The organism is uncultured Ruminobacter sp. (assembly GCA_902764345.1).
Taxonomy (GTDB): Bacteria; Pseudomonadota; Gammaproteobacteria; order Enterobacterales; family Succinivibrionaceae; genus Ruminobacter.
Map to the genome: position 1 here is coordinate 109,987 of CACWVT010000003.1, position 18,488 is coordinate 128,474.

The following is an 18,488-nucleotide window of genomic DNA, read 5'->3' on the forward strand; positions in this document are numbered from 1 at the left end:
ACCATGATGCCCACCCAATTAAAGATCCATGCTGTTATGAAGTTCAAACCGCTGACTTACGGTTACAAAATCATCTCCGGAAGACAGTTTAACGGAAACGGTAACAGCATTCTGACCGTTTGAAAAAGTACCATCATTAAGTTTAAATATATCTACCGCAGCTCCATGCTCACCGGTTACGGGATTATTCAGTGCCTTTAACGAATTTCCCTCCTGATAGTACAGATAACCTGCACTGCTTCTGTAGTATTTCTTATCGGAAATACCATCGGTAAGATACAGGACAGTCCCTCCGCCCACATATGAATCTCCGGAGAAACCGGAAACCTTGACCTTGTAAACGCCGGCGGCACATGAGGAAGAAACGGCTGAACCGTCCGGTTTTGTAACTCCCTGGATATTCAAAGTTCCATAGGAATGACTGAGCTTGACATACCTTAACTGCAGAGAACTCAAATCGGCGGAACAGAGATGATCATTCTCACTAAGAGGCAGATAAACATATTGACCGTCACTTATGTCCGCAATACGATATCTTGCTATCGGAAGGGTGAATGAAAGCATCGATCCGGCCCCGTCTGAATAAATGTTATCAGTTACCGATATGCTGTACGGAATCGCATTCTCAAGCTGGATTCTGAATCTTGAAAAAAGGTTGTGGGCAACAGCTGAAAGTCTGGCTCTGTCACCTATGCCTACAAACATTTTTGACCCCTGCCAGAGGAACGATACGGTAGCTGTTGCCGTAATCCCAAGAATGACCATCACGACAACAAGTTCAATCAGTGTAAAAGCCTTAATTCTCCTCATCAGTAGTTACTCCTAATAAACTGATACACAAAGGTATCATCCCGTGGAGATAACACACTTATCGTTATTTTTTTGACTGTTACGCTATCCAGTCCGGCCTGATTCACGTTCTCACTGGCTACTTTAATCTTAACAAAGAAATTCTCAAAGCTATTGCAGGCTATATCAGTACTTCCTCCGGAAAAAGTGCAAGAATCATTGTGTGAATTATCAACAAAGAAAACCGCCGGGATCAGGCATTCCTTGTTTCCGCACAGCGCAGTGTTTATTTTGCTACAGCTTGAATTCCCCTCACCGCATCTGTTACTGTTTCCGTAACAGTATGCTGAAAGAGAACCAAGACCACACAGACTTGTCGTATCAAAATCATCCACGTCATTAAAGTTTTCCGGACGCGGATTGTCCTTCTCATCTCCGTCAGGACCGAACTCAGAAGTTCCGGTACACGCTCCGAGATTACAGACTTCAACACCCCTGTAGCTTACGGTTTCCCCGCAACGGCATTCTCCACCTTGATGATCAGACTTTTCATCGTAGGCTCTGATTTTCATCTGGTTATAAATACGATTGGCCAACAGATCCGCCTTTACCTGAAACACCGGTTCCACAGACTTAGTCTCAAGAGCCCCCATAATCGGAATAATGCCGCTGAGTACAACACCCATGACAACTATTCCCACAACAAGCTCAACCAGAGAAAACCCTTTACTGCTCACTTCCATGATACGGCTCCCTCCGTATTCACGGTAACTGAACAAGAGGCACCGTCATAATCATACGTTAACGAAACATCCGACGGACTCTGTAACTGCCCTATACCGTTGAAAACAATCTCGACATCATCTGAACCCAGCATAACAACGTGAGGATCTCCCCCTCGCATATGAAGGTTTTCAACATCGGAACACTGCCCTCTTATGCAGACACCGTAATCTCCGGTAGTAAAGGACTTAAAAAGGACATCAGGGGAATCACCCTGATTTATATTGATACTCTGCGTATGCAGAATAAGTGTGGAAACATCCTGACAAACAGCAAGATGCTCACCGGAACCTGATGACAGTTTCGGAACTACGGTTGCTGACAATATTCCCAAAATAACGATTACCGTCACCAACTCCATCAACGAGAAACCAGCTGAGCATCTGTTCATGACCACAACACTTAATTACTGCTGTGAATATATGGTGTTATCAACCCTAAAGCAGGCACATAAGTAAAGCTCATATACTTATCCGTACTGTTGTTAGGAGCTTTATAATTACCATTTTCACTTCGATCCAAAGAAACCACCAGATAATAATGACATATGCCGTAATTAGCCACGGCACTGCCGTTCACCTGACCGATGCTGTATGAAACAAAATACTTATAGTTTTCGGAACTGCTGTTCACATCACTGATGCTTGTTGTTGCCTTCGGAGGATTCTGAAGCATGCTTTCCCAAATACGAAGACATTTCTCAGACGTCATTCCGGTATCATAGTATGAAGCGTACTCAGCGGTAACAGGTGATGACGATGAATTTATTGCACTGGCGGCAATAGGATATCCCGGGCTCATTGTCCCGTCCTCAATCTTTGAACTTGAAGGAGTAGTCAGATAGAAACGACTTCCGTCATAGAGAACGCTGTTGACACCATCAACCTTTGGTCGGCTCTTGGCTTCCCACTGCGCTCTGACCAACAGAATACCTGTTGCAAAGTTACCTGCAACACCTTCCACGCTTGCTTTTTTGGCTTCTTCGGTAACATCAATGAATCGAGGAAGAGCTGTAGCGGCCAGAATACCCAAAATCACTATTACAATTATAAGTTCAATCAGAGTAAAACCGCGCCTGCGATTACCTTTCTTTAAAGACTTTGATTTTTTCATCTTTCACTCCTAAAAAGACTACTTACGTACCAGAGAAAACATCCTGTTCACTATTTCTGATAAATAAATTACGTTATAAATTAATTATATCCAAAAAACATCGTTTATCACTTAAAACCCCCTTACTACGATGTCGTTTATTGGGTCACTTCTAATTTTTAAATACGGAGCTTATATTTAAATATTTTTCAATTAGTATCCTCAAATAAAATAATCAACAATTCAAATAAATTTGTGTACTATTATTCTAAACAGAATCAGTATCATTATTTATTACAAATGCTCTTATTCTGATATCAAAACACTTAATCGATTTTTTATATACAAATAAAGTAATCCTATAAATACTCAACAATCCATCTATTACTGTTTACCCTGCATTGCACCGTACATATCCCACATAGGAGAGAATATACCCATAGCAAGCAGACCTACGATTAATGAAACAACCACCAGTAATAAAGGCTCAATTTTTGACGTTAAGGATTTTACGCCGTAGTCAACTTCACGCTCGTAATAGTCAGCACCTTCTATAAGAAGCTCATCTACTCGACCTGTTTCATCACCTACAGCAAACATCTGAAGCACGAGCGGTGAAAACATCTGGCTCTGCAGGGCCGTCTGAGACAGCGATACACCCTGCTCTATCTGTTTCTGCATATTAAGAACTTTCTTTTCAAGAAACTTATTATCAAGTGCATCGGCAACAAGCCTCAGAGCAGTATTAAGCGGCACACCGGATTGCAGCATAAGTGAAAAGCTTCTGCAGAATCTGCCCAGAAGCGACATATTCAAAATATTTCCTATTACGGGAATTTTCAGCTTGTACTGATCCCATTTTGTTCTGACAGATTCCTTCTTCATGGCATTTTTTATGAAAAGAGGCACGGCTATCGCAACTGCCAGCATGTACGGCCAGTAATTAACAAATATATTTGAGGTAGTAATCAGTATTCTGGTTGTTATGGGTAAATCAACGCCGAATTTAGAAAACATATCCGTAAAGACGGGAATAACAAAAATATTGAGAATAACTACCGCAGCAACTATAAAAAGCATAACCATGATTGGATAACGCATCGCAGCCGTTATACTTTTTTTAGTCTGCATATCAAGTTCAAAATAAGTTGCAAGCTGGGCAAAAACATCATCAAGTTTACCTGTATTTTCACCCACATTTATCATTGCCACAAACAGCGAATTGTAAATATCAGGCTGTTCAGACATGGATAAAGCCAATGATTTACCGCCTATCAGATCCCTGTTGAGTTTCATAAGAGATTCCTTCAGTGCAGGGTGCTCCATTGAATCACTGAGACCATTAATGGCTCTAATCATTGGAACACCGGCCTTACTCAGGGAATACATCTGACGACAGAACATTACCAGCTGCTCGGTTTTTACTTTTTTCTTGAAAAACTTGGAGAAAACAGGAGGCATCTTGACTGCAACAGCCTGTCTGGTTTCCGTAATGTCAACAGGTATCATACCCGTTCTGGTGACCTCATCAATGACATCAGAAAGGCTGTTGGCTTCTATGGTTCCCTGTACATACCCGCCTGAAATATTCTTGGCTTTATATTTGTATGTAGGCATTAGTCATTTACCTCACAGAGTTTCATCACCTCCTCTATGGAAGTAATGCCGTCGACGGCGAGGTCATAGGCAACCTTTGCAAGAGGTTTATATATCGGACTCTCTTTCGCACATTTAGCAAATCCTTCAAGATCATCCCTTCTTAAGGCTTCCATCATTGCATCGTTTAGAACGAGCAGTTCAAACACGCCTATACGCCCCTTGTACCCGCTGAAATTACAGTACTGACACCCCTTTCCCTTGTTACCAAGCTTGAATTTGTGCTGTCTCTGTTCCTCCACCGGCACTCCGAGTGCCGCCTCAATAAACCTTTCCTGAGACGGTTCCACGTCACAGTAATCACCGCACTTAGGACATACCCTTCTTACCAGTCTCTGTGCCAGCACTGCTTTAAGTGAACTGGCTACAAGATAACCAGGTGCGCCCATGTCACATAAGCGCATGGTACTTGAAATAGCATCATTTGTGTGTAGGGTAGACAGCACCAGATGACCTGTCATGGCTCCTCGCAGACCTATTTCACTGGTTTCCTTATCTCGCATTTCACCGACCAGTATTACGTCCGGGTCCTGACGCAGACAGGCTCTCAATACGTTGGCAAAATCCAAACCTATTTTCTGATTAATCTGAACCTGGGTTATTCTAGGCAGACGAAATTCCACAGGATCCTCTACGGTAATAATCTTTACATCTGGCGTGTTAAGTTCGTTAAGTGCGCCGTACAGTGTTGTGGTTTTACCGGAACCTGTCGGACCGGTTACCAAAATCATCCCGTGAGGTCTGTGAATCTGAACTCTCATACTCTCGAGAATATTTTCCGGCATACCGGTAGCATCCAGCGAAACAAGTCCGGTAGCCTGATTCAGAATACGCATTACTATGGATTCGCCATACTGCGTAGGCAACGTTGACACACGCACGTCAACCCCGTTACCTGCAATTGTAATGTGGAATCTACCATCCTGAGGCAGTCTTTTCTCCGAAATATCAAGACCGGCCATAAGTTTAATTCTCAATGCTATGGCGGCTCCGATATCGGAACTTGGAAGTATCTGTTCTGTAAGACTGCCGTCAATACGCTGTCTTATTCTCAAAACCCCGTCATCAGGCTCTATGTGAATATCTGAGGCCTTCCAGTTTATGGCATCCTCAAAAACGGATTTGAGCAGATTAACGACGGCCGCATCGGAAGACTCATCATCAACATTAAGAGTATCTGTTGCTCCGACCTCAAATGCTGATTTTGTAATTTCACTCTGGAGCTGATCCGCATATTTGGCAATGTTCTCGGTATTGCGGTAGAGCATCGGCAGATACTTTACTATTTCCGATTCAGGAGTAATAACAAAGTCCACCTCATTTGGATCAAGCTTATCAACGATATCATCACGACCGTAATAATCCAACGGGTCAGCTATTACAACCGTAACAACATCATTGCCCGTGTTTGGATTGACTCGTTTGGATATTGCCAGGGCTCTTTTCTGTCTGGCAATATTTTCAGGAAGCATCTGAACAACATTGCTGTCAATGTTCAACTTTGACAAATCGGTGAATACGGTCATCTGCAGCTGTTGCCCCAGTGCGGTACAAATATCCGCCTCTGTTGCCAAGCCGAGCGCAACCACCGCCTGTCCAAGCTTAAGGTTCATTTCCTTGGAATAATTTAAAGCTTCTTCTACGTCAGATGAAGTTATTATTCCAGACTGAACTAAAACATCACCTATACGTAGCCTTTTTCTAGAACTGTTATCTTCCGGCATTATTTTAGTTTCTCCAAAAACTTTATCCGACCTTCAACAAATTTACGTGAAGACTGACTTAAATATAACGTTGATGCTTTTCTGTACGCCTCAAGAGCCTGCCTGTGTCTGCCCTGCTTTTCCTCTGATATTCCCAGACCGAGGTACCACTTTCCGTCGGACGTATTTGTTGAAGCAAGTGCTGTATACGCCTTTGAAGCCGCCACATAATCGCCTGACTCTCTGGCTATTGACGCCATGGTCGCATAGTAATCAATATTACCTGCTACAGGCGGATTGGCCTTTTCCAAAACCTTCAGTGCCTTGGCATTGTCACCGTGTGCCTTGTATATTCTGGAAAGAAAAAGACGATAGTCATAATGTGTCGGAGTCAGTGCTATACCTCGATCGAGCACTCTTATGGCTTCTGCATGATTGTCCTGACCATAATACAGTCCGGCAAGTTTTTCTCTTGCCTCGATATCTCGCGGATCAACAGCCAGCACATTCTTGTATGCCTCCACAGCCTTTCTGCTATCCCCCTTGCCAAGATAGTTAAGAGCCTGAGAACGATACATGGCCTTCTGGTCAGCAGGACTCATATTACTCTTTGAAACCTTTAGAGATGATGGCTTACTTCTGCTTTTTTCCGAAATGACCGGCTGCTCTTCAATTACATAATTGTCGGCATCATAAACATAGCTATCGACAACAGCGCCTGCCTGTGGTTTTATCACTGAATCATTTACAGCCTCAGTAGAAGAATGGGTCTTCACGCTCTTCTTAACAGAATCCGTGTTTCTGGTATTATTTTTTACCAGCTTCCTTTCAGACTTTTTGTTTACATCAAGATAAGGAACATCTTCAGTCTCTCCGGACGATACGGAATTCTCGGATATTGAGGGTTCCGTTTCGGCAAGTACAATCAATTCATTATCCTGAGTACTTTCATCTTCTTCATTTTTTTCCGAGATAACTGAGCTCTCTGCCGGCTGCTCCGCAACCATAGAAATATCAGAATCTTTCTTGTCTGTTCCTAAGTCTGATTCTTGTTTTTCTGCGGATGCCTGCTGAGATGCTTTGGTAGTCTCAGCCTGAACCTTTGTTCCGCTCTGTTTGCTCTGCTCTCCCATTTTGTATGCGTAGTAACCGGCGGCACCTAACACGGCAATTCCCATGACTGCCAGTGAAATAAGAGCAATTTTATTGAAAGAAAAGGCAGACTTTTCCGGAGGAACATATTTACCGTACTCATCGCCGGAATTACGCTTGTTAAGTTCTTTTAAAGCTTTGTTTATAACACTCATCTGCTCGCTCCAAAGACATAAAAACCGCCGACCGTTAATAACATGATGGTAAACATCAGTCCAATAATACCGAGACGTCTTAAAATACCGTGTTTTCTCCCTGAAGACGCTATTCCGACAGTGTCAGATACGGCTTCCGAAACGACCTTTTTACTTACAGTGAATATTCCATAGCCATAGCAGAGCATTAAGGATTTATTGGCTATGACATTTATGATTCTGGGAATCCCATGACTAGCCTTATAAATTCTGTGTGCCACGTTGCGGCTGAATACCTCTATCCCCTTAAATCCTGATGCCTTCATCCTGTAATTAAGGTATGAATAGGTTTCATGTTCCGTCAGAGGGCGCAGAGCATAAGAAAAGGATATTCTCTGCCTCAGTTGCCTGAAATTATTCTGCAGAAGCTTATAATCCAGTTCAGGCTGTCCGAACAGAATAATATGAAGCATCTTATCCTGTTCTGTTTCGAGATTGCCCAACAGTCGTATTGCCTCCAGCGTCTCGTCACTGAGTGCCTGTGCCTCATCGACTATCATCACAACCTTTCTGCCTGATTTATTAATTTCAAGCAATCTGTTATTTATGATGTCATTAAGGGACAGATTAGACACATTATCAACAGCCAACTGCAGTTCCTTTGCTATTGAAAGCTTAAGTTCCGCCGGAGTAAGAACCGGATTAGGAATGTATACCAGTTCGTAATTCTCTGTCAGTCTGCTCATAAACAAACGCAGAACCATGGTCTTACCGGTACCAACTTCACCGGTAACCTTAATAAATCCCTCTCCGTTTGCCAGGGCTGTACTCAATACTTCCAAAGCCTCTTCATGAGGGGGAAGACCATAATATAGACTGGTATTTGGAGTCAGGCTGAACGGTTGCTGTTCCAAACCAAAAAAATCTTGATACACCCTAAAAACCTCTTTCTTTTTGTTATTCTATTCGAGGATATCTGTGTCCGAATTCTTCCTCTCATCATCCGGATACCACTTCTTAAGCAGTTCCACTGATTTATTGATCTCGTTCTTCCAGGTATCACCGTCAACTACAACAGGCTTCAAAAGAATTACCAGCTCTTTCTTGTGATTGTAGTTGTTTCTGTTAGTAAAAAGTTCGCCGAGATACGGAATGTCGCCGAGTACAGGAACCTTTGATACCAATTCACCGACTTCAGATCTCATTAAACCGCCAATAAGAATCACATCACCGGACTTAACCTTGACAATGGTATCCGTTTCCCTTACCTGGGAACTTGCCAAAGGCAAATCCATTGAGGAGGAACCGCCGCCAAGATTAACAACCTTATTATCCTGCTGAACATCAATTACCGCAGGATGAATATGCATCAGAACTTCGTTATTCTCATTAATCTGCGGCAGAACATCCAGTGATACACCGCTGAAGAACGGTTTAAAGGTAACATCTGATGTAAGGTAATTACTGCTGGTTGTCGTGCTTGCTGAAGTATCAACAGAAATATCAGTAAGAAAATAAGAATCCGTGCCGACCTTCATTACCGCTTTCTGGTTATTTAATGCCGTTATTCTCGGACTGGAAAGTGTTGACACATCACCCTGAGTCTTTAAGAAATTAAGCAGTGCATTAAAGTGTGCGGACTCAGCTGAAAAAGACAGACCGCCGCCAAGAACACCAATGATGGAATCACCTGTGCCGGTACCGAAAGGCTTTGCATTACCAAATTTAAAAGTATGTCCAGTAATTGCAGACCAGTCTATACCCTGTGAATAATTTTCATTGAGAGTAACTTCAATAATCTTAGACTCAATCACCACCTGTCTGTGAAGATGAGATTCAATGCTGTTCAGATAATTCTTAACATTCTGAATATCTTCCGGCATACCTCTTACAGTAACCATTGCGGCATGCGGATTAACCTTAACTAATCGCCCTTCCGCATTACCCACAAGGGAACTCAAAACACTTTGCAACTCTGACCAGAAATCACTCTTGGCAGTAGTTGTCACCTTGGTTCCGCTAGAACTCTCAGAATCACTGTCTCCTGAGTCACCTGAGGATCCGGAAGAACCTCCGGATGAACTATCACCATCGTCAGATGAATTGCTTACGGTATTATTAACAATTGACAGTTTGGTTTCGGCCTCTCTGATCATTGACAGGTAATTAATCGAAATGTTCTCAGTGTGGATACCTGCAGGATATACGTAGTAAACCGAATCTCTTTTTTCGGTGTAATACCCGTACATTCTGTATACCGCATCAAACACCTCGTCTGTAGTTACGTTATCAAGATTAAGCGTAATGTTTCCGCTTACTTCCGGATGTACAACTACGGATGAGTTTGATTGATTCATTATTCTTGCGAAAAACTCGGCCGCTGGAACATTATTTGCGGCAATGGAAATTCTGTTGGCATTATTTATTGAATATTGATCATCCAACGGATTATCAGGATTCAATTCATTCAACACATCATCAGGTACATCAGCCAGTCCTGCCTGAGACAGTGCCAGCGCCAGTTCCTCCTGAGCTTCCTTAGGCTGCGGATGTGTATAAACACAACCAACACTCATAGCCAAAGTTATAGCTATCGCTGATTTCAATATCCTACTCATTTTTGCACCTTCGATGTAAACAGTGATAGTTTCACAACTGCGGGATTATTGTCCTTTTTCAGAAGAATATCTGATTTGTTAATGGCGAAAACTTTATATCCAAAACAATCTTCCGCTATATAGCAGGTCTTACCATTCACAATGGCTCTGGTCCTGCCGTTTCCTCTCATTATTGCCTGAAGTTTCAGATCTTCAACCGGACTCTTGTCAGCAGCACCAGATGAAGAACTCATTCCCACAAGAGGAGATGTGGGGTCGTGCAGTTGAAAATCTTCAGCAAAAGATACCGGTACAAGCAATACCGATATCATTAAAAATTTTTTAAGCATGCAAAAAGTCCTTACTGATACTCAGGGTATAAACTTCAACGGTAACTTCTGAAACCGGATACTGAACCACATGGTAATTAATTAAATGCCAGTAAAAGGTATATTCGGATTTCTCAACCTTCTCTAGATGTTTCATGATATCCAGATATCGCCCCTTAAGAGTCAGGCGGACCGTATGCTGATATAAGGTGCTGTCCCCGCTGTTCATCAGCGTCTTTGGAGGAAGATTTTCCAGCGACAGCAGTTCCACATCCGTCGTATTCAGCATTCTCTTCAGTATTTCAGGCATAAGCTTGGCATCTACCAGACTTTTGGCATCATTTTCAAGTTTTGCATCAATCTCGCCGATCTCCTGATTAAGAGATTTCAGTTCTTCCCTCAATTCAAGATTAGGATCCTTAGTAATACGCGCCTGCCATGTCTCTAATTCTGATCTCCGTTCATCAAGGTCGGTTTTCAAAGACGTAATTCTGGAATTGATTTTATTGTTATCAGTTTTGTTTGCATCAATAATACCGAAATAAAGAGGAGCGGCAATGGCAAATACACCGGCAAGCATTACCATTACGCGTTCTCTCATGGTCATTGCCGCTATTTTCTTGTCATATTCTCTGAATTTACCCATTACCTATCTCCTCCCCTTTACTGCAGTTTCGTCTTCCTTTTCTTCTTTTATTTTGCTTTTAAGGGAAAAGCCGAGATAATTGTCGTCCCTGTTGTAATTCAGTTTCACGCTACCGAAGGCAAGGCCTGACAACGCCGGATAGTTCTGGAACTGTCCCAGCCATTTAGGTACGTCATTAGCATTCCTTGCAACACCTTCTATGTCAGCCATGCCATCTTCAATACTGAAGCCTGTTATTGCTATGCCATCATTCTTTATGACAGCCAGGGATTTCATAAAACCTGAAAAACCGGTACTGCCGGTATTCATGCTGCCGTTAAGATATGATTTGAGTTCCCTTTTTCCGGACACAAGCTTACGTACTTGCTGAACCTGTGCTTCTAAAGAGGTATCAAGCCTTAAGGAAGAAACAATAACCTGAGTCTGTGCCAGTTCATCCCCGAGATCATCAATCTCCTGGGTCATTGATTTTTCCTTATCGGACAATTTCTTATGATCGGCATTGGACACATTAACCCACAGTGCCATCACTACGGCGGTAAGTATCCACACGGCAATCATGTGTTTCAGGCTAAGGATTACCAGTTTTGGTTGAAATTCCTTGCTGTAGAGATTGATTCTAATTTTTCTCACTTACAAGTATTCCTTCTTTCCAAATTCCCAACAACGGCGCAAAACTTAAATCTTTCTTTAAAACATCAACAAGTTCTGTATTTTTACATACTGAATAGCCGGCAGCTTCAGTTGATTCCACATCACTGTTTATAGGTATTACATCCACGACTCTTCTGAAATTCTGACTCATGCTTACAGCTATGTTCTTCAACTGTTCGGCATTCATCACCAGTAACAGCTTGCTCATCGGCGGAAGACCGAGTCTGGAGGTAAAGAAATCATCGGTTATTCGTAAAATTTCAGTTGTCAGCCTGCTGATTTTAGGATCATCCGCGCCAGTGATAAGATCAGTTGCAAGTGACCTGTAACCTCTTAAGACACGTGAGTAGCACAGTTCACCGCCGTATACGCCGTAAACAGTGAGTTCCTTGTCTTTCTGAAGATACAGAGTCAGGCACAGCTGAGGAACATACGGTGTACGTTCCTTTTCCTTAATCTTATTCATTGATGCCGCCTGGTAGTAGGATATGAATTCAGTCATTGCCAGGTCGAAAACGGTAATCTTCTCCAATGTGGCATAATCGTTAACTATTTCAGCCACCATGGCAATAAGCTTCTTTTCAACAAGCACGAAATTCAGTGTCGGCTTGCTGTTCTTGCCGGTTTTGGCATCATAAAAGTCCCACGTATAATCCAGAACCCTGCCCTGAACCGCTGGCTCAAGATCCTTTACCATGGCAATTCCGGTAAGTTCCTCATCGGTAAGACGCTCATTCTTTGGAAGCTGTACAACCGTGTACATTCCCTGAGCCAGCACGACAATAACCTTGCATGACGCCTGAACCTTATATTTACTGAACAGGGAATCGATGGCACTTCTCCACTCGGAATTACCTGCACATAACACACTGTCAGTTATAACTCTGGTCTTGCCGGAAGGTGAGTACAGAAAAGTAATCTCCTCATTGGCAATACCTAAAATAACCTTGTTAACATTACCTTTAGCCATACAGATAAACACCGAAATATAAAACTAACCTAAATTAAACTTTACCACGAAGGAAACAATAGAATAATCAAAACTTATAATGAACATTCATAAAATTTGAAATACATTCACATGTACACACAAAAGCTTTCAAACAGCCCAAAAATAATGATTATTTTTGTAACTTAGCTCACGTCTCTCATGTATCCATTCCCGTTTGTTACCAAACCATTTTTGTATTTAGTTGATTATTTAGATTTTTTCTATATAATATTATTTATACTGATATACTAATTATTTTAGTGTAAAGGGGATTAAAACAGACTTTAACCTGATTCAGAAAATTTTGAACATGCTCAAGAACATTGATAAAAAAAATGATAAAATCGGACTGTCTTGAAACGCATACACAAATTTTCTTAAATAACAAATTACTTCAAAAGGCAAAAGTTAAGTAGTAAACAGTTAAGAAGACGAAAGAATTAATCAAGATAGACAGGCAGAGTATTCAGATTATTAAGGAAGTATCATGGCCGCACGTGGAGTAAATAAAGCAATTTTAGTAGGAAATCTGGCTGCAGAACCGGATTTTCGCATTTTAAACGGTGGTTCAAACAGCGTTGCGACAGCAAGTCTGGCAACCAATGAATCATACAGGGATCAGCAGGGCAACATTCAGGAACGTACAGAATGGCACCGTATTGTGTTCTGGGGCAGACTCGCAGAAATTGCAAGAGACTACCTGCACAAGGGATCTCAGGTATACGTTGAAGGAAAAATCAGAACCCGTTCCTACGATGATCAGAACGGTCAGCGCAGATACATTACCGAAATTCAGGTTACCGATCTGCAGATGTTGGGAGCACGTCCGCAAAATCAGGACAACAGCGGATATGCTGCCGGCAATAACTATAACGCACCATACGGAAATAACGGTATGCCGTCACCTCAACAGGGTGGTCAGTACCACGGCAACGGAACGAATCAGATGGCAGGAATGAACGGAGGCAGAGGAAATCAAAATGGTTACGGCAACTACACCCGTCAGGTAAACAACGTTCCTCAGCAGCAGAATCCGATGCCTGAACCGTCATACAATCAGGGAATGTCTGCAGGATCAAACGAGTTTCCTGGACTTCCTCCTCTCCCTTCAAAAAAGCCTGATGCCCCCGGTAATCTTGACATAGAGAAAGCTTCAGCTCCGGAATCCAAGTCAGATTTTACCGCCAAGGAACCGGACATGAATGCGGCATTCAATGAGGATCCGCTTCCGTTCTAGTGCTAACAGAACTTTTAAGACTTTTTGACATCTAAATGCATACGGCCGGGATAACTCTATCTCCGGCCGCTTTTATGTGAGTGGATTTGTTAAAATACTCCTTTTTATTTATAATAATCCAAATATTTTGCACATGATTTTTTCAGGGTTTCCTCAAGTGTTGAATCGTTTAAAAAATCTTACCTTATGCATCAGCTCGATTGTGGCATGTACATCAGTTCTGGCAGATACTGCCCCGATAATGCAGGTCTCTGAATATGACAAAAGATGCTACGGTGACGTACCGGAATACATCGCCCCGGACGGCTCTACTGACGTAAAAAAGATTCCGATATCCATAACCGCTGACAGTATGGAATCAAATATCAAGAGCAACATAAAGTACGACGGTGATGTTGAGATTGTGCAGGGAAACAAAAAATTAAAAGCCGACAGCACGACATTTAATCAGCACACTCAGGAAATGACAGCCTCCGGAAACATTATGTACGAAGATGGTCAGATAACCGTAACCAGTGACACCACTCTGTACACTAATTTAAACACCAATGACACTGTACTGAATAATGCGACCTACCAGATCAACGGTTCCGTTATTAGGGGATCAACTGAAAAAGCAGTCCTGAACAACGAGGGAAAGACGGTTTCACTGTACAATGCATCGGTAACCACTTGTCCAAAGCATCAGCCCTCCTGGTCCCTGCACTCATCAGAAGTAAATATCGATCAGAACGAAATTTTCGGTGAAGCTTATCATACCGTATTCAAATTTCATGACGTACCAGTTCTGTATCTGCCGTATTTTAATTTTCCGATAAAGAATGAAAGAAAATCAGGTCTTCTATATCCAAACATAGAATACACCTCCTCTGACGGAGGCATGCTTACGCTCCCGATATACTGGAACATTGCACCCAACTATGATTTCACGTATAGTCCTAAAATCATCACCAGAAGAGGACTGCTTAACACCGGTGAATTCAGATATCTGCCTTTCAGAAACACTTACGGGACACTTTACGGACAGTACATAAACCATGACAGACATCATCAAAGTGACAGCGAGCCGGGAATGGATCGCAAAAACTACGATGAACGATGGATCTATAACATAAAGCACGAGACCTACTTCGATGACAGGGATTATGGTCTGCTGGTTGATTTTACCAAAGTCCGTAATCATGACTATAACTACGTTAATGATTTTGACCCAAGAGTTCCGCCGCTTGTGGATAACCAGCTGGTTCAGTCCGGTCGTGTTTATGTTGACAAGAACAACTTCGACGCAAACGTCAGAATTCAGAAATATCAGCTGCTCGTTCCTAACGAATATATCGTAAATCTGCCGTTTAAACTGGTCCCGAGAGTTGAAATCAACTACCACGACACGCCGTTTTCGTTCCTGACGTATCGTACCGGATTCGAATATTCACGTTTTCGCGTGGATGAATTCAAAGATCAGAGTTATACCGGCGACAGATATCACTTCCAGCCTGAATTGGAAATACCTTTCATAAACTCCAATGGAATTGAGCTAAGAGCCACCGGACGCGGGTTTATGACCCACTACAGACAGGATATTCCAAGCAGTCTCTATGAAACATACATGAAACACGGATTTACTGCAGCTTCTCTGAATGACTCAGTAAACAGGTATCTCTACAATGCGGAACTTTACGGAAAAACAACTTTCGTAAATAATTCATGGGACTTCATGCAGACTCTTGAACCAGAACTTCAATACATGTATATCCCATACAGGAATCAGGATCACATAGGCATCTATGACACTACAGACAGGGTTTACGATTACTACTCACTGTTCGGATATCGTAAATACGCCGGCCTGGACAGAATTGCCGACACCAACCGCATAAGTTACGGCATAACCTACAGAATGTATGACGATAACTTGAAGGAAAGACTGCGCTTCAACATCGGTCAAGGATATGACTTCCACAGTCAGAAGGTTAAATTCTATCCTAATGACAGTTCAAGTACATACCCCAGAACACCTATTGCCGCCGGCCTGAATCTCGACTTTCTTGATTACGTGTCAGCAAACGGTAATATGGTATACAACACTGAAAAAGGGGAAACCTCCAGCTGGAACGCCCAGTTGAACGGCATGTACGAAGAATTCAAAGCCCAGTTAAGCTATCGTTACCTCAGAAATGGCAACCAAATAATGAACGGGGAAATCAGGGATTTAAAACAGTTGGGAGGAACTCTTAATTTCCCTATAACAGAGGACATAAAGGCCGTCGGAGCAATGTATTACGACCTGGAAAGCAGTCACAACATTGATCAGAAACTGGCTCTGAAATATGAATCCTGCTGTTACAGCGTTGGCTTCCAGATAGAAAGATACAATAAACCGGACAACTATACACTAACCGCAAAAGAAGAAACCAAGTACGGAATCTTCTTTGAATTAAAAGGACTTACTGACTCAGGGATGAACACCTCATTCTCACCTGAAACGAAACTAATTCCTTTTAACAATGCCGTTAACTTGAATAAATAGGATATTGTTATGTTAAGTAACATTTTTAGGAAAACAGCAGCAGTCTCTGCCATGTTTCTTCTGATTGGCATGAACACCGCCTATGCAAAGGACTATCTGGTAGATCGCACCATTGCCATTGCAGGTGATGAGGCAATTCTTTTCAGCGACCTGAATTCTGAAATCATAAAATACAAGAATTTAGTTAAGGCATCAAACAAGGAACTTCCTTCTGACGAAGTTATCCGTAAAAATGTTCTTGAACGGCTGATAACCAAACGTCTGATTCTGCAGATGGCCGCAAAAAACAACATCGTTATCAGTGATACGGATTTGGACAGAGCTATCAAACAGATCGCTGATAACAACGGCATGACACCGGAACAGATGATGTCAAAATATCGAAGCACCGGACTCTCCGACCTTGCCATCAGAAATACCATAAGGGACGACATCATTATCGATGAAGTTAAACGCAGTCAAGTAAGAAGCCGCATACATGTATCAGATCAGGAAGTTACCCATCTGGCTCAGGTGCTGAAAAAACAGTCAGCACACATGCTTACCTACCATCTGGCAGTTATAAACATTCTGGTTCCGGTCACCCCGTCACCTGCTGCCACGGATGCGGCCAACAGAAAGATAAACATGGTTCTCAAGGAACTCAAGGCAGGAATGCCTTTTGCGAAAGCCGCACAGAAATATTCAGAAAGCTCCAATGCCATCGATGGAGGTGATTTGGGCAAACTGACCATAAACGAAATACCGGAATATGCAGCGCCGGCCATATCAAGAGCTCAGGCAGGAGACGTCATCGGGCCGATGAAAACTGAAAGAGGTTTGTCATTGATAAAAGTCTATGAGATAGCCAAAATGACCCCGCAACCACTTGAACAGGTCAAAGTAAGACATATTCTGCTCACAACCAATATCATTTTTGATGATGAAGCCGCAGAAAAGCGTCTTAAAAACATACGAAACGGAATCATCAACGGTGACTACAAATTTGAAGATGAAGCAAGAAAATACTCTGAAGATTTCGGATCTGCGTATAACGGAGGCCTCATAGACTGGTCTAATCCGGATATTTTCGACCCGAGATTCAGGGAAGCCCTTAAAAACCTGGAACCAGGAGAAATCAGTGAACCGTTCAAAAGCAGTTTTGGGTGGCATATAGTTGAAGTTATCGACAGAAAAGTTGATAAAGACTCCATTGAGGCATATAAAATTAAGGCAAGAGAAATCCTGTCAAACCGCTCCATTATGGAAGAAAGTGAAAAATGGGAAAGGGAACTCAGAGATTCCGCATATATAAAAATTTTTGATAACTGATTTCTAACCGCAAAATTATTTTAGTTTTAACAGAGAACCGGACAGTAAATGCATGATTTAGTTACTCAGGGCCATACAGCCCGTAAAAGATTTGGTCAAAACTTTCTACAGGACCAGAATGTTATAGCCAACATTGTCAGAGCCATAAACCCGGAGGCAGACGATAATATCGTGGAAATAGGCCCCGGCCTTGCTGCACTGACCACTCCTGTTAGCGAAAAGGTTAATAAGCTTCACGTTATCGAACTTGACAGGGATCTGGCCAAAAGATTGCGTGAAAATCCTTTTTTGGCTCCGAAGCTTGAAATTCATGAGGCTGATGCCATGAAGTTTGACTTCTCTACCCTGGGCACAAAGGAAAATCCGGTAAGAGTGTTCGGAAATTTACCATACAACATATCCACTCCTCTGATGATTCACCTTTTTTCCCAGTCATCAGTAATTAAAGACATGCACTTCATGCTGCAGAAAGAAGTTGTTACCCGTCTGGCCGCAGCACCGGATTCAAAAGAATATGGCCGCCTGTCCTTGATCACACAGTATTACTGTAAAGTTATACCGATTATGGAGGTTAAACCTGGTGCTTTCAGACCTGCACCTAAGGTAACAAGTGCAGTTGTACGTCTTGTTCCGTATGACAAAAAACCTTATGAGGTTAAAGACATCAGAAAACTTGAGCAGGTACTGGCTCTGGCTTTCAACCAAAGACGTAAAACAATCCACAACAGTCTCAGAGGATTCATTTCAGACGAGGAACTGTTAAGTCTCGGCATAAACCCGCAGCTCAGAGCAGAGAACATTACTCTTCAGCAGTACTGCTGTCTTGCTGACATGCTGCTTGATAAAAACATAGACGAAACTGTATAACAGATATAAAAATCCGGTAA

General features: G+C 42.3%; 17 protein-coding genes. 4 read left to right on the plus strand and 13 right to left on the minus strand.

Annotated features, from left to right (window positions below; all coding sequences use genetic code 11):
• Nucleotides 1-18: 18 nt before the first annotated feature.
• The 13 genes from QZU58_RS01275 to QZU58_RS01335 form a co-directional block, all read right to left on the minus strand.
• Entirely contained in the window at nt 19-810 is a 792-nt protein-coding gene (locus QZU58_RS01275; protein ID WP_294461605.1) for a type II secretion system protein, read from the minus strand.
• Entirely contained in the window at nt 810-1,532 is a 723-nt protein-coding gene (locus QZU58_RS01280) for a prepilin-type N-terminal cleavage/methylation domain-containing protein (RefSeq protein ID WP_294461609.1), read from the minus strand. Before QZU58_RS01280 ends, QZU58_RS01275 begins: the two co-directional genes overlap by 1 nt.
• Nucleotides 1,523-1,963, minus strand: a complete 441-nt coding sequence (locus tag QZU58_RS01285; RefSeq protein WP_294461611.1) for a prepilin-type N-terminal cleavage/methylation domain-containing protein — start codon at nt 1,961-1,963, stop codon at nt 1,523-1,525. Before QZU58_RS01285 ends, QZU58_RS01280 begins: the two co-directional genes overlap by 10 nt.
• Nucleotides 1,964-1,974: 11 nt before the next feature.
• Nucleotides 1,975-2,685, minus strand: a complete 711-nt coding sequence (locus QZU58_RS01290; protein WP_294461613.1) for a prepilin-type N-terminal cleavage/methylation domain-containing protein — start codon at nt 2,683-2,685, stop codon at nt 1,975-1,977.
• Between the two features lie 363 nt (nt 2,686-3,048).
• Nucleotides 3,049-4,281, minus strand: coding sequence for a type II secretion system F family protein (locus QZU58_RS01295; RefSeq protein WP_294461614.1), 1,233 nt, complete (start codon nt 4,279-4,281; stop codon nt 3,049-3,051).
• Nucleotides 4,281-6,044 (minus strand): GspE/PulE family protein, encoded by a 1,764-nt coding sequence (locus QZU58_RS01300; RefSeq protein WP_294494060.1) that lies wholly within the window; start codon nt 6,042-6,044, stop codon nt 4,281-4,283. Before QZU58_RS01300 ends, QZU58_RS01295 begins: the two co-directional genes overlap by 1 nt.
• Nucleotides 6,044-7,330, minus strand: coding sequence for a tetratricopeptide repeat protein (locus QZU58_RS01305; RefSeq protein WP_294494062.1), 1,287 nt, complete (start codon nt 7,328-7,330; stop codon nt 6,044-6,046). The genes QZU58_RS01300 and QZU58_RS01305 overlap by 1 nt, the downstream gene beginning before the upstream one ends.
• Entirely contained in the window at nt 7,327-8,223 is an 897-nt protein-coding gene (locus QZU58_RS01310; RefSeq protein WP_294494065.1) for an AAA family ATPase, read from the minus strand. The genes QZU58_RS01305 and QZU58_RS01310 overlap by 4 nt, the downstream gene beginning before the upstream one ends.
• A gap of 48 nt (nt 8,224-8,271) precedes the next feature.
• Nucleotides 8,272-9,927, minus strand: coding sequence for a pilus (MSHA type) biogenesis protein MshL (gene mshL, locus QZU58_RS01315; RefSeq protein WP_294459738.1), 1,656 nt, complete (start codon nt 9,925-9,927; stop codon nt 8,272-8,274).
• The gene (locus QZU58_RS01320) at nt 9,924-10,256 is read right to left on the minus strand and encodes a hypothetical protein (RefSeq protein ID WP_294494068.1); all 333 of its coding nucleotides are present in this window, start codon (nt 10,254-10,256) and stop codon (nt 9,924-9,926) included. Before QZU58_RS01320 ends, mshL begins: the two co-directional genes overlap by 4 nt.
• Nucleotides 10,249-10,881 (minus strand): hypothetical protein, encoded by a 633-nt coding sequence (locus QZU58_RS01325; protein ID WP_294494070.1) that lies wholly within the window; start codon nt 10,879-10,881, stop codon nt 10,249-10,251. The genes QZU58_RS01320 and QZU58_RS01325 overlap by 8 nt, the downstream gene beginning before the upstream one ends.
• A gap of 3 nt (nt 10,882-10,884) precedes the next feature.
• Nucleotides 10,885-11,514 (minus strand): PilN domain-containing protein, encoded by a 630-nt coding sequence (locus QZU58_RS01330; protein WP_294494072.1) that lies wholly within the window; start codon nt 11,512-11,514, stop codon nt 10,885-10,887.
• Nucleotides 11,501-12,505, minus strand: a complete 1,005-nt coding sequence (locus QZU58_RS01335; RefSeq protein WP_294494073.1) for a hypothetical protein — start codon at nt 12,503-12,505, stop codon at nt 11,501-11,503. The genes QZU58_RS01330 and QZU58_RS01335 overlap by 14 nt, the downstream gene beginning before the upstream one ends.
• Nucleotides 12,506-13,013: 508 nt before the next feature.
• On the opposite strand from QZU58_RS01335, the gene ssb reads away from it, so the two are divergent.
• From ssb to rsmA, 4 genes are all read left to right on the plus strand, one after another.
• Nucleotides 13,014-13,763: a single-stranded DNA-binding protein gene (gene ssb, locus QZU58_RS01340; RefSeq protein ID WP_294459751.1), complete on the plus strand. Its 750-nt coding sequence runs from the start codon at nt 13,014-13,016 to the stop codon at nt 13,761-13,763.
• A gap of 157 nt (nt 13,764-13,920) precedes the next feature.
• Complete coding sequence (lptD, locus tag QZU58_RS01345) at nt 13,921-16,290, plus strand: LPS assembly protein LptD (protein WP_294459752.1); 2,370 nt, start codon at nt 13,921-13,923, stop codon at nt 16,288-16,290.
• 9 nt (nt 16,291-16,299) lie between these two features.
• Nucleotides 16,300-17,601, plus strand: coding sequence for a peptidylprolyl isomerase (locus tag QZU58_RS01350; RefSeq protein WP_294494075.1), 1,302 nt, complete (start codon nt 16,300-16,302; stop codon nt 17,599-17,601).
• Between the two features lie 48 nt (nt 17,602-17,649).
• Nucleotides 17,650-18,468, plus strand: coding sequence for a 16S rRNA (adenine(1518)-N(6)/adenine(1519)-N(6))-dimethyltransferase RsmA (gene rsmA / locus QZU58_RS01355; protein ID WP_294494078.1), 819 nt, complete (start codon nt 17,650-17,652; stop codon nt 18,466-18,468).
• Nucleotides 18,469-18,488: the final 20 nt, after the last annotated feature.

Excerpts from the sequence above, each read along its gene's own strand:
- QZU58_RS01325 (WP_294494070.1), bottom strand. The coding sequence starts at position 10,881 with ATGGGTAAATTCAGAGAATATGACAAGAAAATAGCGGCAATGACCATG.
- ssb (WP_294459751.1), top strand. The coding sequence starts at position 13,014 with ATGGCCGCACGTGGAGTAAATAAAGCAATTTTAGTAGGAAATCTGGCT.
- QZU58_RS01280 (WP_294461609.1), bottom strand. The coding sequence starts at position 1,532 with ATGGAAGTGAGCAGTAAAGGGTTTTCTCTGGTTGAGCTTGTTGTGGGA.
- QZU58_RS01275 (WP_294461605.1), bottom strand. The coding sequence starts at position 810 with ATGAGGAGAATTAAGGCTTTTACACTGATTGAACTTGTTGTCGTGATG.
- rsmA (WP_294494078.1), top strand. The coding sequence starts at position 17,650 with ATGCATGATTTAGTTACTCAGGGCCATACAGCCCGTAAAAGATTTGGT.
- QZU58_RS01320 (WP_294494068.1), bottom strand. The coding sequence starts at position 10,256 with ATGCTTAAAAAATTTTTAATGATATCGGTATTGCTTGTACCGGTATCT.
- QZU58_RS01300 (WP_294494060.1), bottom strand. The coding sequence starts at position 6,044 with ATGCCGGAAGATAACAGTTCTAGAAAAAGGCTACGTATAGGTGATGTT.
- QZU58_RS01350 (WP_294494075.1), top strand. The coding sequence starts at position 16,300 with ATGTTAAGTAACATTTTTAGGAAAACAGCAGCAGTCTCTGCCATGTTT.
- QZU58_RS01290 (WP_294461613.1), bottom strand. The coding sequence starts at position 2,685 with ATGAAAAAATCAAAGTCTTTAAAGAAAGGTAATCGCAGGCGCGGTTTT.
- QZU58_RS01305 (WP_294494062.1), bottom strand. The coding sequence starts at position 7,330 with ATGAGTGTTATAAACAAAGCTTTAAAAGAACTTAACAAGCGTAATTCC.
- QZU58_RS01295 (WP_294461614.1), bottom strand. The coding sequence starts at position 4,281 with ATGCCTACATACAAATATAAAGCCAAGAATATTTCAGGCGGGTATGTA.
- QZU58_RS01285 (WP_294461611.1), bottom strand. The coding sequence starts at position 1,963 with ATGAACAGATGCTCAGCTGGTTTCTCGTTGATGGAGTTGGTGACGGTA.
- QZU58_RS01335 (WP_294494073.1), bottom strand. The coding sequence starts at position 12,505 with ATGGCTAAAGGTAATGTTAACAAGGTTATTTTAGGTATTGCCAATGAG.
- mshL (WP_294459738.1), bottom strand. The coding sequence starts at position 9,927 with ATGAGTAGGATATTGAAATCAGCGATAGCTATAACTTTGGCTATGAGT.